This window comes from Streptomyces sp. ME02-8801-2C (genome assembly GCF_033793965.1).
GTDB lineage: Bacteria > Actinomycetota > Actinomycetes > Streptomycetales > Streptomycetaceae > Streptomyces.
In genome coordinates this window covers 157812-173374 of record NZ_JARAXP010000005.1, presented here as the reverse complement: position 1 = coordinate 173374, position 15563 = coordinate 157812, and the positions used below count along the sequence as shown (strand labels likewise).

Genomic DNA, 15563 nt, shown 5'->3' with positions numbered 1-15563 from the left:
GGTGGCCGAAGCCGGACCGATCCCAACGAGGTGGATCGCACCCATGGCCCGGGCGGCAGGCCCCAGGCAGCACCAGACGAACGAACACAAGGAGAGACACCCCCCATGTCCCGATTCCTGAACCGCACCAGGAAGGGCGTCGGCCTTGTCGTCGGCGCAGTCACGGCAGGTGCCCTGATCGCCGGGGCCTCCACGGCGGTGGCGTTGCCGCCCTCGGCGGCCACCAAGCCGGCCCACGCGCAGAGTTTCCAGGAGGCAGCGAACAAGGCCCTGGTCGTCCATGTCTACGACCAGCTGTTCAACCACGGGAATCTTTCCGTCATCGACAAGTACATACGGCCCGACTACATCCAGCACAGTCCGCAGGCGGCCGACGGGCGTCAGCCTCTGCGTGACTTCGTGGCCCGCTACGACGCCGCCTACCCGAAGCACCACACCACCATCCACCGGGTCATCGCCGACGGTGACCTCGTCGTGCTGCACAGCAACGCCGTGGCTGTGCCGGGTACCCGGGGCACGGCGCGGGCCGACATCTTCCGTGTCGAGAACGGCAGGATCGCTGAACACTGGGCCGTGCGGCAGCAGGTCCCGGAGACCACAGCCAGCGGCAACGACATGTTCTCCACCCTGAGCAGCCCCCGCCTCCCCTGGCCGGACCGCAGGGTCCCCACCGAGGTGAGCAGGCAGGCGGTGACGAACCTGTACACCGGAATCGCCAACCGGGACCTCACCGCCTTCGACCGGTACATCGCCGATCCGTACTACCAGCACAACCCGTGGGTGCCCAACGGCACGGAGGCCGTCAAGAACTTCTTCGCCGGCCGCTGGGCCGCGAACCCGGACGCCACCACCACGGTCAAACGGATCATCGCGGAGAACGACTACGTGGCCGTCTACACCCATTCCAAGGACTCGGCCGATGACCGTGGCATGGCCATCCTCGACATCTACCGGGTGCGCGAGGGCAAGATCGTCGAGCACTGGGACATGATCGAAGCCGTTCCAGCGACCTCTGCCAACGGCAACACGATGTTCTGACCCGTCGCCAACTCGCTTGCCTTTTCGACAGCGACTACACGCAGAGCCCCTGGACCCGCTGATTCACACGCTGGATCCCGGCGTCTGACAGGCCGCCTGGGGGGCGCTCCTCCAGTGGGGGTCGCGGGACCGCCGCGTCCAGCCCGCATGCCGCCGAGCCCGACCACGGGGACGACATATGCGGCGGCACCGGCACGGGCACCTCGGCCATGTCCTCGTCGACCCCCGCCCACGCCTTCGCCGCACGTGCCAGGGCGTCCTCCAGGAAAGCCGCCGGGTCCACGCCCTCCATCTCGCCCGACGGGTCGAACGGGTCGAAGTCGGGGCCGGGTTCGCCGGTCAGCGCGGCGGCGTAGCCGATCTGTCCGCCGGCGGCGTGCTGGAAGACCTGGGCGACGGTCCAGCCCTCTCGCAGGGCGTCGGCAGCTGCCAGACGTCGGCGGGGACGGCACGGACCGCCGTGCGCAGTGCTTCGTGGGAGGCGTCCAGGACGTCCCAACCGCTGGAGGCCACGCCATCGTTCACAGTGATGAGTGTTCTTCAACACCCTGGGCACGCAGCCTCCCTCGTCCGCTCACGGCACTCGGGTCCAGGCGCCGTACTGCAATGCCCCCAGGACCTGACTGCCCTGTTCCAGCACGGCCTGCTCCAGTTGGTCGGGCAGGGTGTCGTCGGCGACGAGGCCCGCGGGCAGGGACAGGCCCGCCCCCGCCAGCACCGGGGCGACACTGCGCAGCGTGTACGCCAGCCACGGAACGATCGGTGAGTCCGCGCCCGCCGCGACCGGGGCCTGGCACTCGACCTCCGGCGCGGGCAGCCCGGCGTCGAGGAAAACGCGGTTCAGCCGGCGTCCGAAGTCCGGCGGTGTTCCGATGGCCCGGAACGCGGCCGTGAGCAGCCGGTAGCTGTCGTCCCACAGGGGGCACGGCGGCCAAGTCGGGTTCCGCACGGTGAAGTCGAACTCGTGGAGCACCACAATCCCGCCCGGCCGCAGGAAACGGGCGAATCGGCGGAGTGTGGCGGCGGGGTCCTTCTGGTACGGCAGGACGTAGCGGCCCACCACGGCGTCGAAGGCGTCGAAAGGCTCCCGCGTCTCGAAGTAACGGGGCGTGGGGGGTGTTCCTGGGACCGTCCACCCGGATCCGGCACACGCCGGACGAGCAGCGCGCCTTGGAGATCGGCATGGTGTCCGAGCTGCGGTCGGCCGCCGCCAGGTATCCCGCCGACCGTCAACTGCGCCTACTGATCACCGAGTTGCGGGCGGGCAGCGAGCGGTTCGCCGAGCTGTGGGAAGCGGGTGTCGTGGGCAGTCTGGAAGTCTCACGCAAGACGATCGAACATCCGCAGGTGGGCCTGCTCACCCTGGACTGCAACGTGCTCCGGATGGACGGCAGCGGTCTGCGCATCCTCGGCTACTCGGCCGAGCCGGGCACCGAGGACGCCGAGAAGCTGGAGCTGCTCGCGGTGGTCGGTACGCAGAGCCTGGCTGCCGAGTAGTACCTGTCCGCCTGTCCGGGCTTCTCCGCCCCGTACGTCCCTTCCCCCTCACGGCGCTCGCAGAGGTGGATCACCAGGGCATCTCGCCGTGACGGTCACGGAAGGTTCCGGTCGGTCCGTCCGCCCCGATGGTCGCGAGTCCGACGATCGCGTCGGTGCCCTCGGTCACGGTCTGCGGCCCGCTGTGCGCGTTGAAGTCGGTCGCGGTGTAACCCGGGTCGGCTGCGTTGACCTTCACGTCCGGCCAGGACTTGGCGTACTGCGTGGTCAGCATGGTCACGGCGGCCTTCGACGCCGTGTAGAGCGGCGCGAGGTTACGGCCCTCGGCGCGCTCGGTGTCATGGGTCAGCGTGAACGACCCCATGCCGCTGGAGACGTTGACGATGACCGGGTGCGCGGACTTGCGCAGCAGGGGCAGGAACGCGTGCGTCACCCGTACGATCCCCACGACATTGACCTCGAACACCGCGCCGGCGTCGGTGGCGGTGAGCTGGTCGGCGGGGACATGCGGCCCGAAGACACCCGCGTTGTTGATGAGGACGTCGATGCGCCCCTCGTGGGCCGCGATGTCGTCTGCGGCCGCGGCCACCGACGCGTCGTCCGTCACGTCGATCTGCACGAAGCGGGCCCCGAGCGCGTCGGCGGCCTGCCGACCGCGCTCCGGATCACGCGCGCCGAGGAGGACGGTGTGGCCGGCGTCGATGAGACGGCGGGCGGTCTCGTACCCGAGGGACTTGTTGGCTCCGGTGATGAATGTTGTCGTCATGCGTCCACCCTCGGCCCGTGGCGAGAGGACAACCAGTGCCCTCCGCGACGGTAGGACAGCCAGTACCAGGGACGACGACTGTCCGGCGGACACAGCGACGGAGCGGACGAGACCCTGGGCACGGCCCTGCACGTCACGTCACGTCACGTCACGTCACGGCACCAATGTGGTCCGCCTGGAACAGGGGTGAGCCACCAGCCCGTCGGTCGGCGCAGGCCGTCGCGGCCTGACCAGGACGGCGAAGGCGGCCGGATGTGAACCGGACGCCTCGGTCGCCGTGTGGCTGGCACTGCAACTGCAGCCCATGGAACGGGGGATCACGCCTACCGGCCGGCCGGCCTCCTCCCGCCCAGGAGGGCTTCCGGCACCTGCGAGCCGAACGACAGCCCGGCATCGGGCACGCCGGGACAGGGCCGGCACCCGCGCCCATGTTCACCCCGCGTCTGCATCCGGAGCTGCCGCCGCGGCCGCCCTCCAAATGCGCGCGTCTTCCCGGCCCATCCGCGTCATCCCCGCGAGCCTCCGCGCCCCCTCACACCACAGCGCCTGAATCCCGCGCCCGCCCGCGTCGCTCCAGCGGACCGCGCGGCCCGCTGTTCTCGCCGCGCTTGGGGCGCACCGGCGGCGCCGGGCGGCTGCCCTCGAGCTGCACGGCGATCGGCACGGCGGTGAACACCGTCGACGCCATACCGATCACCACGCCGGCGATCAGCGCCACCGAGAAGTCCGCGAGCGAGTCACCGCCGAGCACTGCCAGGGCCGCCAGGATGAACAGCGCGCCCATACCGGTGTTCACCGTGCGCGGCAGCGTCTGGATGACGGCCTTGTTCGCGGTGGTCTCCAGGTCCGCCGCCGGATCGCGGTGGCGCGCCTCGCGCACCCGGTCGAAGACGACGACGGTGTCATTGACGGAGTAACCGATGACCGTGAGCAGGGCCGCCAGGAAGACGCTGTCGACGGGCCTGCCGAGCCAGGCGAACAGGCCCACCACAAGCAGCACGTCGTGCACCATGGCCGTCACCGCCGCGGCGGCGAACGTCCACCGGAACCGCACGCTGAGGTAGATCAGCTGGGTCGCGACGGCGATGCCGAGCGCGATGAGCGCGTGCCGGCGCAGCTCGTCGCCGAGACTCGGGCCGATCAGCTCGTCCCGCTGGACGGTGACCTCGCCGCCCTCCCTCGCCAGCGCCGTTCTGATCGTGTGCTGCTGGTCGTTGCTCAGCTCGCCGGTGCGTACCGAGATGTTCTCGTCCCCCGACTCCTGTACCACCGCGCGCGGGAATCCGGCGTCCGTGACCGCCGCCCGCGCCGCGTCCACGTCCAAGGGCCTGCTGGTGTTGTACTCCACCAGGCGCCCGCCGGTGAACTCCACCCCGAACTCCAGGCCGCGCAGGCCGATTCCGGCGACGGCAACCACGATCAGCAGCGCGCTGACGCCGAGCCAGCGGCGCCGGTGGTGTACCAGGCGGGGTTTGCGGCGCGCGAGCCAGGCACGCACCCGGCCGGTGGAGGTGATTCCGGTCAGCCAGGGCCGGTTGCGCACGAAGGTGCGTCGGATCGCGAAGTCGGCGAGGACCCGGGTGATCACCAGGGCCGAGATCATCGAGACGAGGACACCGATGGAGAGCGTGACGCCGAAGCCCTTGACGGGTCCGGTGGCGAAGAAGAAGAGCAGCCCGGCCGCGAGCAGCGTCGTCACGTTCGAGTCGACGACCGCGCTCCATGCCTTGTTGAAGCCGATGCTCAGCGGCTTGTCCAGGTGCGCCGAGGCCGACTTCCGAGTGCGGACTCCCAGGTACTCCTCGCGGGCACGCTCGAAGACCAGCACGTTCGCGTCCACCGCCATGCCGATCGCCAGGACGAAACCGGCGAGTCCGGGCAGTGTCAGGGTCGCGCCCAGAGCGACCAGGACGGCGTAGGAGATCAGCCCGTACAGCGCGAGCGCGATGGTGGCCAGGGCGCCGAGGAGCCGGTAGACGACGAGGATGAACAGCCCCGTCAGGGCGAGCCCGATGAGCGCGGCCTGGGTGCTGGCGGCGATGGCGTCGGCACCGAGCGTGGGGCCGACGGTGCGCTGCTCCACGACCTCCACGGGCACCGGCAGCGCACCGCCCTTGACGAGCGCGGCCAGCTCGCGGGCCTCTTCTCTGTCGAAGCCGCCGGTGATCTGCGTGGAGCCGCCGGAGATGCCGACCTGGCACGCCACGTCCGCGTTGACGGCGGGCGCCGAGAGCACCTTGCCGTCCAGGACGATGGCGACGCGCCGCTCGGGGGCGCCCTGCGGGGCACAGGCCGCCGCTCCGGTGACCCGCGCCCAGTCCTTGCCTGCCTGCCCGCGGAAGGTGAGGTTGACCATCCAGCCCGACATCCTCTGCTGGTCGAGCACCGCCTCGGCGTCCTTGACGCCCTCGCCGGTGAGGGCGGTGGGCCCGAGTTTGAGGAACGCCCCCTTCTGGTCGGGGTCGGCCAGGATGCGCGAGCCGTCCTTGGCCGGCTTCCCCTTGGCCCCCTTGGCCCCCTTGTTCTCGTCTTGCTTGTCCGTCACGCCCTGTACCGGGTGGACGGTCAACTGCGCGGTGCGGCCGATGACTTCGGCGGCCTCGCGCGGGTCCTGTACGCCGGGCAGCTCGACGAAGATCCGCTGCTGGCCGGACCGGTACAGGCTCGGCTCGGACACGCCGAGCGCGTCGACCCGCTGGCGGAGCACCTCCAGGGCCCGCTGGGTCGATTCGGCATCGGCCCTGACCACGGGTGAGTCCCTGGTCTCCAGGACGATCTGGGTGCCACCACGCAGGTCGAGACCGAGGCGGGCGGACTGGGTGAGAGCGAAGAAGAGCGAGGCGGCGATCACACCTAGGGCGACGATCGCCCGCCACATGGGCGCGCGAGACATGAGTTCTCCACGATGGGCAGGCAGACGGAGTCGACGTCTGCCCCGCGCGCGGAGGCGACGGTCAGGCGTCGATACGGACTTCGGTGCTCCATCAGGACGGCGGGCCGCGCGGGCGATACGCGTGGCTGCCCAGGCTCGCTTCCGCGTCCGCGACCGCCACGCCCACGGCGGGACCGCCGACAGCGCGGTGCGGGGCCGCGTCCCCGGCGCCAGGGCCCAGGAAAGGGTGGAACGGGAACGGGAACGGGTACGGCAGGGCGTCGGCGTGGCCGAGCACGGGACGCGCCACGGTGAAAGGTCGCTGCGCGTCGGCGGTGGCGGACGCCTGCGCGATCGCCACCGCGGCCGTGCCCGTCGAAGACGGGCGAGCCGCCGACGCCGACTTGGCCGACACCGGCAGGAGGAAGGTCAGGACCGCGACCAGCACGGAGAGCACGACGGCGGCCGGGCGCGTCGGGTATGCACGGTGCTGCTGCACGCCTCTTGCCCCCCGGTCAAGTCGTCGTACGCAACCATCAGTCGACACTGCGAACCGACGGCTCCGCTCGTCCGGCCGTCAGTGACATGAACGCCGCCGGGCGTCCTGAGGTTCCCGCCTCACCGCAGGAAGGTTGCTGCCGACGGGGTGCGCAATGCGCGGTCGGCCGCATGGCCTCAGCAGGCGGTCTGTGCTGCGCAAAACACCTGCACCCACCGGACTGATCATCTCCGGACCTGATCCGGAGGGTCCGTCGCGACTGCATACACCGAAGCAGAGAGGTGGTACCCGTGAATGTTGGTGACATATCATTCGATGTACATCACCAACATTGCGCGGGAGGCACGGTATGTCCGTGACTCAGATCGACATCGATGACGACGCCCTGGAGCGGGTCATGGCTCTGGCTCACGTCCGGACCAAAAAGGAAGCGGTCAATCTCGCTCTGAACTTCTACGCCGAGCAGCAGGAGCGTGCGGCGCGCATAAGTCGTCACTTCGAGCGTGCGCGTGAGTGGGGTGCCGTCGAGGACGCCGAGCGCTCGCACCGAGCGGAGAAGCACAGCCGGTGATCTACCTGCTCGACACCTCCGGCCTGGTCCGGCTGCTCCGTGATCCGAAACTGCAATCGGCCTGGTACGACGCGATCGATGCCGGGGCCGTCGCATCCTGCTACGTGCAGCGCGCCGAGTTCCTGTACAACGCCCGGAACCGCCGTGAGTACGACGAGATCGCGGAAATGTTCTCCGACCTCTATCCCGACGCGGCCGTGCCGAAAAACGCAGCGCGTTGGATCAGCGCGGTGCAACACCGTATGGCACAGGCCGGGGAGCATCGCAGTGCCTCGGCAGTTGACCTCGTCATCGCGGCTACTGCCGCCCATCATGGCCTGACCGTCCTCCACGACGATGCCGACTACGGCACCATTGCCCGGCACGCATCCGACCTGACCGAGCACAACATCCACGACGTCGTCTGACGGGCCGGTCGGCGGCGCGACATCGCGACGAGCGGCCTTGGTCGCGGTGGAGCTCGGAGCGTGACGAAGCCGGTGGACGATCAACCTGGGCGCGGATGGCATCAGCGGCCGGGACCGGCGAGGTTGCGGTGCTCGTGCTCGGACCCAAGCATGGGCTCAGGAGAACAGCGACAGAGCCCATCGGAGAAGAACGTCCCGGGAGGACATGAGAGCCATGACGTTTCCCGCCCCCCGGTCCGCAGACCGTTGCGGGACAAGGCGCACCCGGCAGGCATGCGTGCGATCGGCATGACCGACGACGACCGGCCGCTGCGCTGTCTGGTCACCGGTGCCACCGGTTACATCGGCGGCAGGCTGGTGCCGGAGTTGCTGGCCGCCGGACATTCCGTGCGCTGCCCGGCCCGCGCCCCCGGCAAGCTGCGGGACCATCCGTGGTCCGGGCAGGTGGAGGCCGTGCGCGCGGACATGACGGACGAGGGGGCCGTACGCGCGGCCCTGGAGGGCATGGATGTCGCGTACTACCTGGTGCACGCGCTGGGCACCGGTCGGGGCTTCGAGGAGACCGACCGGCGCGCGGCCGGGATCTTCGGTGAGCAGGCGCGTGCCGCCGGAATCCGTCGCATCGTCTACCTCGGCGGTCTGAGCCCTTCTGGAGTACCCGAGCACGCACTCTCACCCCACCTGCGGTCCCGCGCCGAAGTGGGCCGCATCCTCCTGGCCTCGGGCGTGCCGACCGCAGTACTGCGGGCAGCCGTGATCATCGGGTCGGGTTCGGCCTCGTTCGAGATGCTGCGTCATCTGACCGAGCGGCTGCCCGCGATGGTGACCCCGAGCTGGGTGCGCACCCGCATCCAGCCCATCGCCGTCCGCGACGTGCTGCGCCTCCTCGTGGGATGCGCCAGGCTTCCGTACGACGTGAACCGTGCCTTTGACATCGGCGGACCGGACATCGTCACGTACGAGGAGATGATGCGGCGGTACGCCGTCGTCGCCGGGCTGCCGAAACGCGTCATCCTCCCCGTTCCGATGCTCACCCCCCGGCTGTCCAGCCTCTGGGTCGGTCTGGTCACCCCGGTGCCGGGCGCCCTCGCGCGCCCGCTGGTGGAGTCGCTCAAGCACGAGGTCGTCTGCGCCGAGCGGGACATCGTCCGCTACGTGCCGGACCCTCCGGAGGGACCGGTCACCCTCGACCGGGCGATCCGGCTGGCTCTGCGGCGCGTGCAGGACGCGGACGTCGCCACCAGGTGGTCCTCGGCGTCGACTCCCCGCGCCCCCAGCGACCCGCTGCCCACCGACCCCGACTGGGCGGGCGGGAGCCTCTACACGGATCACCGTGAGCGCACGGTCATGGCGTCGCCGCAGGCTCTGTGGCGGGTGGTGGAGGCGATCGGTGGCGCGAACGGCTGGTACTCCTCGCCGCTGGCCTGGTCCCTGCGAGGTTGGCTGGACACCCTGGTGGGCGGTGTCGGTCTGCGCCGGGGCCGCCGGGACGCGACCCGGCTGCGGGTCGGCGACAGCCTGGACTTCTGGCGGGTGGAGGAGATCGAGCCCGGCCGGCTGCTCCGGTTGCGCGCGGAGATGCGACTGCCGGGCCTGGCCTGGCTGGAGATGGCCGTCGACCGGGACCCACAGGGGCGCACGGTCTACCGGCAGCGGGCCCTGTTCCATCCGCACGGCCTGGCCGGGCACGCCTACTGGTGGGGCGTGGCCCCCTTCCACGCTGCGGTCTTCGGCGGCATGGCCCGCAACATCGCCGCCGCGGCCGAATCGGCCGCCCCTGAACCGGCCCGTACGCGCTGAGGGCGCTTGAGGAACCGTGCGCGTCTCGGTGGCCCTGTTCACCGCCGACCGCGGGTGCACGACAACCCGGTCCACCAGGCCGCTCTGAAGGACGCCGAACGTGTGGTCTCGCTCTTCGTCGCCGACGGCATCCACCCCACCGGCTTCGCCGGGCCCGACCGCGCGGCGTTCCTTGGCGGCAGCCTGCCGACGTCGACGCGGCCTGCGGGCGACGCGGCCTGCGGGCGACGCGGCCGACTGGTGGTGCGCGTCGGCGACGTGGTCGAGAGCCCTGCCGGATGGCGGCGGAGACCGGGGCAGCCGTGGTGCACATCGCGGGTGGGGCGAGCCGCCAGGCGGTACGGCTGCGCGAGGACCGGCTGCGCGCGGAGCCGGTCGGCGTCTGCTGCTGGCGGCGCTGGTCGGCCTGCTGGCCGCCATGTGGCCCGCCCGCAGCGCGGCCCGGCTGAACATGCTCACCGCCATCAAGACCGAGTAGGCGGAGCGGATCGCCGCATGGCCGTAGGCACACCGTGCCCACGGCCATACGGTCGCGAGCAGGTAGTGAGCGGTCCTTCCCCGTCGAAGTGATGAGGCGGTGCCCTACGCCGGTCTGACGTGCTCGCGATCACCGCCGCCATAGCCTCGCCAGGTGTCGGACAAGATCAAGCCGGAAGAACCGGAAACAGCGGCCGTCAGTCGGTGCGTGCGTTCGCTGGACGTGTTGCGCGGCGTCGCCACTATCGGAACTCTGCTGAGCAACATTGGGACATTCGTCGCTCTGTCCATGGATGTTCTCGTGTACACAGTCGGCGAGACGTCCGAGATCCACGTGGAGCAACTGGCGACCATCGTCGCGAACGCGACTGCTCGGCTGATCGACGCACCGGAGGCATCGACCGCCCGCCCGCGGGTCAGTCCGCTCGTGCCGCGGCGGGGAGGCGGGCCACGACCTCCCAGCCGCGGTCCTTGCGCGGGCCGGTGTGCAGTGTGCCGCCCAGAGCAGTGACGCGTTCGGTGAGGCCGACGATGCCGAAGCCTCCGCCCCGGGCGGCGTACGGCAGCGGGGAGCCTCCGTGGCCGTTGTCGCGCACCGTCACGCGCAGGGTGTCGTCGGCGTGAGCGAGGGCGACGGTGACTTCGGTGGCGTCGGCGGCGTGGCGGCGTACGTTCGTGAGGGCTTCCTGGACGACGCGGTAGGCGGCAGCCTGCACTTCGTGGGGCAGGTTCCGGGGCACTGAGGCGTCGCCGTGCATTTCGGCCTTCGGACCGGTCGGACCGCCGAACTGGTCGACCAGGTCCGCAAGGGTTGTCAGGTCGCCCACCGGGCGGTTCTCGCCCGGCTCAAGGCGGGCCGTCTCCTGTCGGCCACCGCGCAGAATACCGACGGTCACGCGCATGGAGTCGAGCGCCTGGGTCGCGGCGTGCTCGATGCCTGCCAGGACCGGGTCCAGGCGGCCGGGTTCGGTGGCGGCCATCATGCGGGCCATCTGTGTCTGGACCAGGATGCCGGTCACGTGGTGGGCGACGAAGTCGTGCAGGTCGGCCGCCATGGCAAGGCGTTCCGAGCGGCGGGTCTCGGCGACCGCGACGCCGCGTCTGTGGTCCAGGGAGCGCAGGTAGCCGCCGAGGCCGGCGAAAACGCCGGTCAGCAGCGCCACCGGCAGCGTGAACAGCAGCGCGTCCTCCTTGGCGATGGCATCGTAGAAACGCAGCGGCGCCGCGATGGTTGCCCCGCCTGCGAGGACGGCGCACAGCAACGCCCACCGTGGTGGGCAGGCACGGACGGCGATCAACAACAGGCAGAGCAGGACCGCCACCTCACCGGGGCCGAGGGTCCGCACGCGCTCTGTCATCGTGGCCACTGTGGTCAGGGCCAGGGAAACGCCCGCTGGTACGACGGCCCGCAACTGCGGGTGAGCCACGCGGGCCGATGGGCGCGGGGCCAGAGAACAGCCGCGAGGCCGAGCGACAGGAGCAGGAGCACCGGCCAGAGGGTCTTGCCGTTGGCGACGGCGATGAGCACGTCCGCGGCGGCCAGCAGGACAAGCGTGGTGACACCCAAGGCACGCAGGCAGCCCTCCCGGCGGGTCTGCGTCGCGGTGAGGTCGGCTGCCGCAGGTGGGAGGTTCACAACGGTCACTGTAGGAGGAGCGGTCAGCTGCGCCTCGGCCGGTCGGCCGGGGCAGACGTCAGGCGCGGGAACCGCTTCGCCGGCGGTTCCTGCGCATGGTCGGGCTGTGTCACAAATAGAGCCGCTCGTTGATCTTTATTCCGTTCGCCTTGCAGTGGCTTTCGTAATGATCGATGAACCAGAACACATCGACCGTTTCGAGGACACGGTCCTCCTCGTCAAGGAATTCCAGCGGCCCGTTGAGCCAGAACATCGTCTTCATACCGTGTTCGGAGTAGAGCGTGTGGCTTCGCCCCGGGCTCTCGCGAACGAAGTCGCCCGATTGTGCGACCCAGTCGTATTCCATGTAACGCCAGCTGCCTTCCAGCACATAACCGGAGACCGGGCCGCGGTGGCGGTGGCGGCCGAGCACACCGCCCTCCTGCACCCACAACACGTTCGCGGCGCTGCTGGTCCGGACGTCGAAGGTGAGGTGCTTGATGAAGACGTTGGGCGCGAACGGCACCCACGGAGTGCTGTCGTCGCTGATGTAGCCCTCTTCGAGAGCGTACTTGTCCCGCATGAGGTCCACCCGTGCCTCTGTCGCGACATACTGATTCATGATGTCGTCGGAAGTGGTCATCTCTCCTCTTTTCTGATGCCGGGGAAGAAGGGGATGTCGCAGCAACCGATTTCGGTGCGGCTGCCCCCGTCGGGTGCTGTTCTTCGGGCCCGCACCGAACGTAGGGGGAGACGTCCGGTCAGGTCTTGACTCCCGCCGCACGGGATTGTTGACTCTGCGCGCAACGGATCTCCGTGGTCCGTGCAGCATCGGCAGCGAGGTGACCGCATGAGTCTGGAATTCTCCACAGCGACGGTCGACGACCCCTCCCAGCTGTCGTCCTGGCGCCAGGTGATCAGCGAGGCGTTCGTCCCTTACGACGTCACGGCGCCGCGGCGCCGCACCGAGGGCTTCCGGGGCACGGTCACCGCTCACGCGATCGCCGGCATGCAGGTGTCCACGGTCGACGCCGATCCGCACACCGTGTTCAGGACGCCGTCACTGATACGCCGGTCGCCACAGGACGACTTCCTCGTCAACCTGACCGTCCGAGGCTTGGTCATCGTGACGCAGGACGAGCGGGACGCGGTCCTGCGGCCGGGCGACTTCACCCTCTATGACAGCGCCCGTCCGTGCCGGATCACGGGTCCCGACCGGTTCGGACTGGTGTCGCTGAGGATCCCCCGGGCACTGTTCACCGCGTACTGCCGACTGCCGCAGGACGCGATGGCGACCGTCGTTCGAGGCGATCACGGGGTAGGCGCTCTGTTCTCGCCCTACCTCCGCTCGCTGACCAGGCACGCGGTCGAACTGGAGCCCGATGTCGTCCAGCAGGTCGGCATCAATGTTCTGGAGCTCCTGGGGGCCGCGCTGCCCAAGGGGCCCGCCTCCGGCGACGGCTCGGCGCTCCCTCGATCGGCACAGTGGCTGCGGGCCCGCCAGTACATCGCGGAGCACATCACGGACCCGCAGCTCTCGCCCGTCATGGTCGCCGACGCCCTCGGTGTGTCCATCCGGTATCTGCAGGTGCTCTTCCGTGCCGAGGGCACCTCACCTTCCCGGTCGATCCAGGAGCAGCGGCTCGAACGCGCCGCGCGGCTCCTCACGGACCCTCGCCATGCGAGGCGGACGATCAGCGACATCGCCTTCGGCCTCGGTTTCAAAGACGCTTCCCACTTCACCAGGGCGTTCAAGAACCACTACGGAACCGGTCCACGCGCCTACCGCGACAGGTAATCGCCCTCTTGTGCGGCATTTACACTCAGCGCTGAACTGTCGATCCACGACGGTTACTTCTAGCGTACGCAAGGCACGCCAGGAAGCTGCTGCCGTGCCAGAACCGGAGACCGCCGACCCCGACGGTCAACGTTCTGGCACGAATCTGGCACGCGGCGAGTAGCCGACGACGACAGCAAGAAGGCCCAGGTCTCTGACCTGGGCCTCAGTCATGGAGCGGGTGACGAGAATCGAACTCGCACTCTCAGCTTGGGAAGCGACGGCGCTTGCGTAGAGGTAGGGCCTCTGACGCGTAAATAGGGCCTGATCAGAGGTGGTGTGGGCAGGTCTGTGGCCCGGCGGTCGTGGTGATCGCCGGCATCACAGAAGCATCGGTTTCGGCCGGAACGAACCCCTCCAGCGTCCCCGACCCGCATCAACCCCCGTCAGGGCACACAGAAGCACCTCCGGCGCACGCCACGGGATTTACCCCGCCCCCGGCGCGCACCGAAGGTGCGTTGGATCGCTGACCTGGGAAAATTCGTTGTCAGGCGGCAGGTGTGAGGGACTGGTTGCACCGTTGTTGACCGTGGTTGTCCGCTCTGAAGGGCACGCTATGGGCACGGAGCAGGGATGGGGGAGAGCAGGGCTTCCGGTTGGCCCCCAGCGACCGGGAGTGGCTCCGCCTCGAACGGCAGTCGAGTGAGGCCGTCGCGACTGCACACATGGCGTCTTTCGAATGCAGTGGCCCGCATCAAGCATCCTGCTGCGGGTTGAGGACTCCTTGGGCCTTGCCGACGAACGAGAGAAGGTCGTTGGCGACGCCGCCGGCCGTGTAGGAGAACTCCCTTTCCGGAGACCCTCCAGGCCGCCCACCGTCCCGTCCGTCCCGCGCCCGCCGGCCCCCTCGCGCCCGGCCACGGCCTCCCCCGAACCGCCTGCTCGCGCCCCGCTCCCAACGGTTCCGCGGCCACGACCGCCGCATCCACCTCGCCCGATCGCCCGTCCGCCCCGTCGGCGTCGCCCTCCTCCGGATCCGCCGGACCCGCCCGTCCGGCGGATCCCGAGCTGTCGGGGCCGCCCGACGCGCTCGCGCCCAGCGACTCCGCCTCCCTCGCGGGGCGGCCGGCGGGGGAGGGCCGGGAGCGGCCCGGCCGACCGGCCGACCCCTCCGGCTCGCCGTCCCCCACGGGCCCGGTGGAGCCCGCTCGTACCAGAACGGCAACAGAGTAGGAGCCCGCCCATGAGTCGGACGAGGGGGTCGAGGTGGTACCCGAGACGGACGCCCCGGCCGCCGAGAGCTCGCCCGCGGGGCTGTCGACGGCCGCTCACCGGAACCGGCACCGAGGCCCCCCTCGACCTCTCCGACCGGCGGATTCCCGAGCTCACACTGGGCGTGGGGCGGCTCTGGGGGGCCTCGACATCGGCTTCCTCGGGGTGCGGACGCGCCGCCGCCGAGCGGCTCGCGACGGCCCGGGTCCCCCTTGAGTCGGACCTCCGGGGTCCTCCTCAGGACGCTTGGTCCACGCGGACATACTCGGTATACATACTCGGTATGTCCATCCGCCACGGGCTTCTCGCCCTCCTCGAACGCGGCCCGCGCTACGGCTCACAGCTCCGTACGGAGTTCGAGGCCCGTACCGGCTCCACCTGGCCGCTCAACGTGGGTCAGGTCTACACGACGCTCAGCCGGCTCGAACGCGACGGCATGGTCGTGCAGGACGGCGAGGATGAGGCCGGCCACGCGCTCTACGCGATCACCGACAGCGGTCGCGTCGAACTGCGCAGCTGGTTCGAGAACCCCGTCGACCGCACCAGCCCGGCCCGTGACGAGCTGGCCATCAAGCTGGCCATGGCCGTCGGGGCGCCCGGGGTCGACATCCGTGACGTCATCCAGTCCCAGCGTCGGCACACCGTGAAAGCCATGCAGGACTACACCCGGCTGAAGGCGCAGGCCCTCACCGCCGTGGAGAAGAACGGGGCCCGGGAGCGGGACGACATCGCCTGGCTTCTCGTCCTGGAGCAGCTGATCTTCCAGACCGAGGCCGAGGCGCGCTGGCTCGACCACTGCGAGTCCCGGCTGATCCGTCTCTCGTCGACCGCCCCGGAGCCGGCCTCGCCGGGGGCGGTAGCGGGAGCGGCGGGGATGGGGGCGCGGGCGGGGGCCGGGGCAGAGGAGGGCGCACACCACCGCCCGTGACGTCCGCCCGTGACATCCGCCCTTCACGACCGGCCCTGAGCACC

14 protein-coding genes and 2 pseudogenes are annotated in these 15563 nt (G+C 70.1%); 8 read left to right on the top strand and 8 right to left on the bottom strand.

Translation table 11 applies throughout. The annotated features are described in order from the left end of the window. Positions 1-105: 105 nt before the first annotated feature. Positions 106-1038 carry a nuclear transport factor 2 family protein gene (locus tag PV396_RS18025; RefSeq protein WP_319205784.1) on the top strand — a complete coding sequence of 311 codons (933 nt, stop codon included), beginning with the start codon at positions 106-108 and terminating at the stop codon, positions 1036-1038. A gap of 34 nt (positions 1039-1072) precedes the next feature. On the opposite strand, the gene PV396_RS18020 is transcribed toward PV396_RS18025, so the two are convergent. Both PV396_RS18020 and PV396_RS18015 read right to left on the bottom strand, forming a co-directional pair. After that, the gene (locus PV396_RS18020) at positions 1073-1537 is read right to left on the bottom strand and encodes a maleylpyruvate isomerase N-terminal domain-containing protein (protein WP_319205783.1); all 465 of its coding nucleotides are present in this window, start codon (positions 1535-1537) and stop codon (positions 1073-1075) included. Between the two features lie 75 nt (positions 1538-1612). Beyond that, positions 1613-2104: pseudogene (locus PV396_RS18015) on the bottom strand (class I SAM-dependent methyltransferase); the annotation flags it as partial. A gap of 35 nt (positions 2105-2139) precedes the next feature. On the opposite strand from PV396_RS18015, the pseudogene PV396_RS18010 reads away from it, so the two are divergent. Further along, positions 2140-2535 (top strand): annotated as a pseudogene (locus tag PV396_RS18010) (transcriptional regulator); the annotation flags it as partial. 70 nt (positions 2536-2605) lie between these two features. Here PV396_RS18010 and PV396_RS18005 read toward each other — a convergent pair. The 3 genes from PV396_RS18005 to PV396_RS17995 form a co-directional block, all read right to left on the bottom strand. Then, positions 2606-3301: an SDR family NAD(P)-dependent oxidoreductase gene (locus PV396_RS18005; protein WP_319205781.1), complete on the bottom strand. Its 696-nt coding sequence runs from the start codon at positions 3299-3301 to the stop codon at positions 2606-2608. A gap of 532 nt (positions 3302-3833) precedes the next feature. Further along, entirely contained in the window at positions 3834-6194 is a 2361-nt protein-coding gene (gene secD / locus PV396_RS18000; protein ID WP_319205780.1) for a protein translocase subunit SecD, read from the bottom strand. Positions 6195-6285: 91 nt separating this feature from the next. Further along, the gene (locus tag PV396_RS17995) at positions 6286-6672 is read right to left on the bottom strand and encodes a hypothetical protein (protein ID WP_319205779.1); all 387 of its coding nucleotides are present in this window, start codon (positions 6670-6672) and stop codon (positions 6286-6288) included. Between the two features lie 349 nt (positions 6673-7021). Between PV396_RS17995 and PV396_RS17990 the strand changes: the two genes are divergently transcribed. From PV396_RS17990 to PV396_RS17975, 4 genes are all read left to right on the top strand, one after another. Further along, on the top strand, positions 7022-7243 hold the full coding sequence (locus PV396_RS17990) for a type II toxin-antitoxin system VapB family antitoxin (RefSeq protein ID WP_319205778.1): 222 nt from the start codon (positions 7022-7024) through the stop codon (positions 7241-7243). After that, complete coding sequence (locus PV396_RS17985; RefSeq protein ID WP_319205777.1) at positions 7240-7650, top strand: PIN domain-containing protein; 411 nt, start codon at positions 7240-7242, stop codon at positions 7648-7650. Before PV396_RS17990 ends, PV396_RS17985 begins: the two co-directional genes overlap by 4 nt. A 273-nt stretch (positions 7651-7923) precedes the next feature. Next, positions 7924-9450, top strand: a complete 1527-nt coding sequence (locus tag PV396_RS17980; RefSeq protein ID WP_319205776.1) for an SDR family oxidoreductase — start codon at positions 7924-7926, stop codon at positions 9448-9450. Between the two features lie 278 nt (positions 9451-9728). Continuing rightward, entirely contained in the window at positions 9729-9899 is a 171-nt protein-coding gene (locus PV396_RS17975; protein WP_319205775.1) for a hypothetical protein, read from the top strand. A gap of 444 nt (positions 9900-10343) precedes the next feature. Here the strand turns inward: PV396_RS17975 and PV396_RS17970 are convergent, their stop codons facing one another. The 3 genes from PV396_RS17970 to PV396_RS17960 all read right to left on the bottom strand — a co-directional run bounded on the left by PV396_RS17970 (position 10344) and on the right by PV396_RS17960 (position 12185). Further along, positions 10344-11285, bottom strand: a complete 942-nt coding sequence (locus PV396_RS17970; RefSeq protein ID WP_319205774.1) for a sensor histidine kinase — start codon at positions 11283-11285, stop codon at positions 10344-10346. Between the two features lie 14 nt (positions 11286-11299). Further along, positions 11300-11563 (bottom strand): hypothetical protein, encoded by a 264-nt coding sequence (locus PV396_RS17965; RefSeq protein ID WP_319205773.1) that lies wholly within the window; start codon positions 11561-11563, stop codon positions 11300-11302. 109 nt (positions 11564-11672) lie between these two features. Then, entirely contained in the window at positions 11673-12185 is a 513-nt protein-coding gene (locus tag PV396_RS17960; RefSeq protein WP_319205772.1) for a 2,4'-dihydroxyacetophenone dioxygenase family protein, read from the bottom strand. 207 nt (positions 12186-12392) lie between these two features. Here PV396_RS17960 and PV396_RS17955 point away from each other — a divergent pair, with 207 nt between their 5' ends. Both PV396_RS17955 and PV396_RS17950 read left to right on the top strand, forming a co-directional pair. Beyond that, the gene (locus PV396_RS17955; RefSeq protein WP_319205771.1) at positions 12393-13340 is read left to right on the top strand and encodes a helix-turn-helix domain-containing protein; all 948 of its coding nucleotides are present in this window, start codon (positions 12393-12395) and stop codon (positions 13338-13340) included. A 1534-nt stretch (positions 13341-14874) separates the two neighbouring features. After that, on the top strand, positions 14875-15519 hold the full coding sequence (locus tag PV396_RS17950; protein WP_319205770.1) for a PadR family transcriptional regulator: 645 nt from the start codon (positions 14875-14877) through the stop codon (positions 15517-15519). Positions 15520-15563: the final 44 nt, after the last annotated feature.

What these genes read in the sequence shown, in the direction of transcription:
- secD (WP_319205780.1), bottom strand. Translation starts at nt 6,194, where the DNA reads ATGTCTCGCGCGCCCATGTGGCGGGCGATCGTCGCCCTAGGTGTGATC.
- PV396_RS17950 (WP_319205770.1), top strand. Translation starts at nt 14,875, where the DNA reads ATGTCCATCCGCCACGGGCTTCTCGCCCTCCTCGAACGCGGCCCGCGC.
- PV396_RS17960 (WP_319205772.1), bottom strand. Translation starts at nt 12,185, where the DNA reads ATGACCACTTCCGACGACATCATGAATCAGTATGTCGCGACAGAGGCA.
- PV396_RS17980 (WP_319205776.1), top strand. Translation starts at nt 7,924, where the DNA reads ATGCGTGCGATCGGCATGACCGACGACGACCGGCCGCTGCGCTGTCTG.
- PV396_RS17990 (WP_319205778.1), top strand. Translation starts at nt 7,022, where the DNA reads ATGTCCGTGACTCAGATCGACATCGATGACGACGCCCTGGAGCGGGTC.
- PV396_RS17975 (WP_319205775.1), top strand. Translation starts at nt 9,729, where the DNA reads ATGGCGGCGGAGACCGGGGCAGCCGTGGTGCACATCGCGGGTGGGGCG.
- PV396_RS18005 (WP_319205781.1), bottom strand. Translation starts at nt 3,301, where the DNA reads ATGACGACAACATTCATCACCGGAGCCAACAAGTCCCTCGGGTACGAG.
- PV396_RS17955 (WP_319205771.1), top strand. Translation starts at nt 12,393, where the DNA reads ATGAGTCTGGAATTCTCCACAGCGACGGTCGACGACCCCTCCCAGCTG.
- PV396_RS17970 (WP_319205774.1), bottom strand. Translation starts at nt 11,285, where the DNA reads ATGACAGAGCGCGTGCGGACCCTCGGCCCCGGTGAGGTGGCGGTCCTG.
- PV396_RS18025 (WP_319205784.1), top strand. Translation starts at nt 106, where the DNA reads ATGTCCCGATTCCTGAACCGCACCAGGAAGGGCGTCGGCCTTGTCGTC.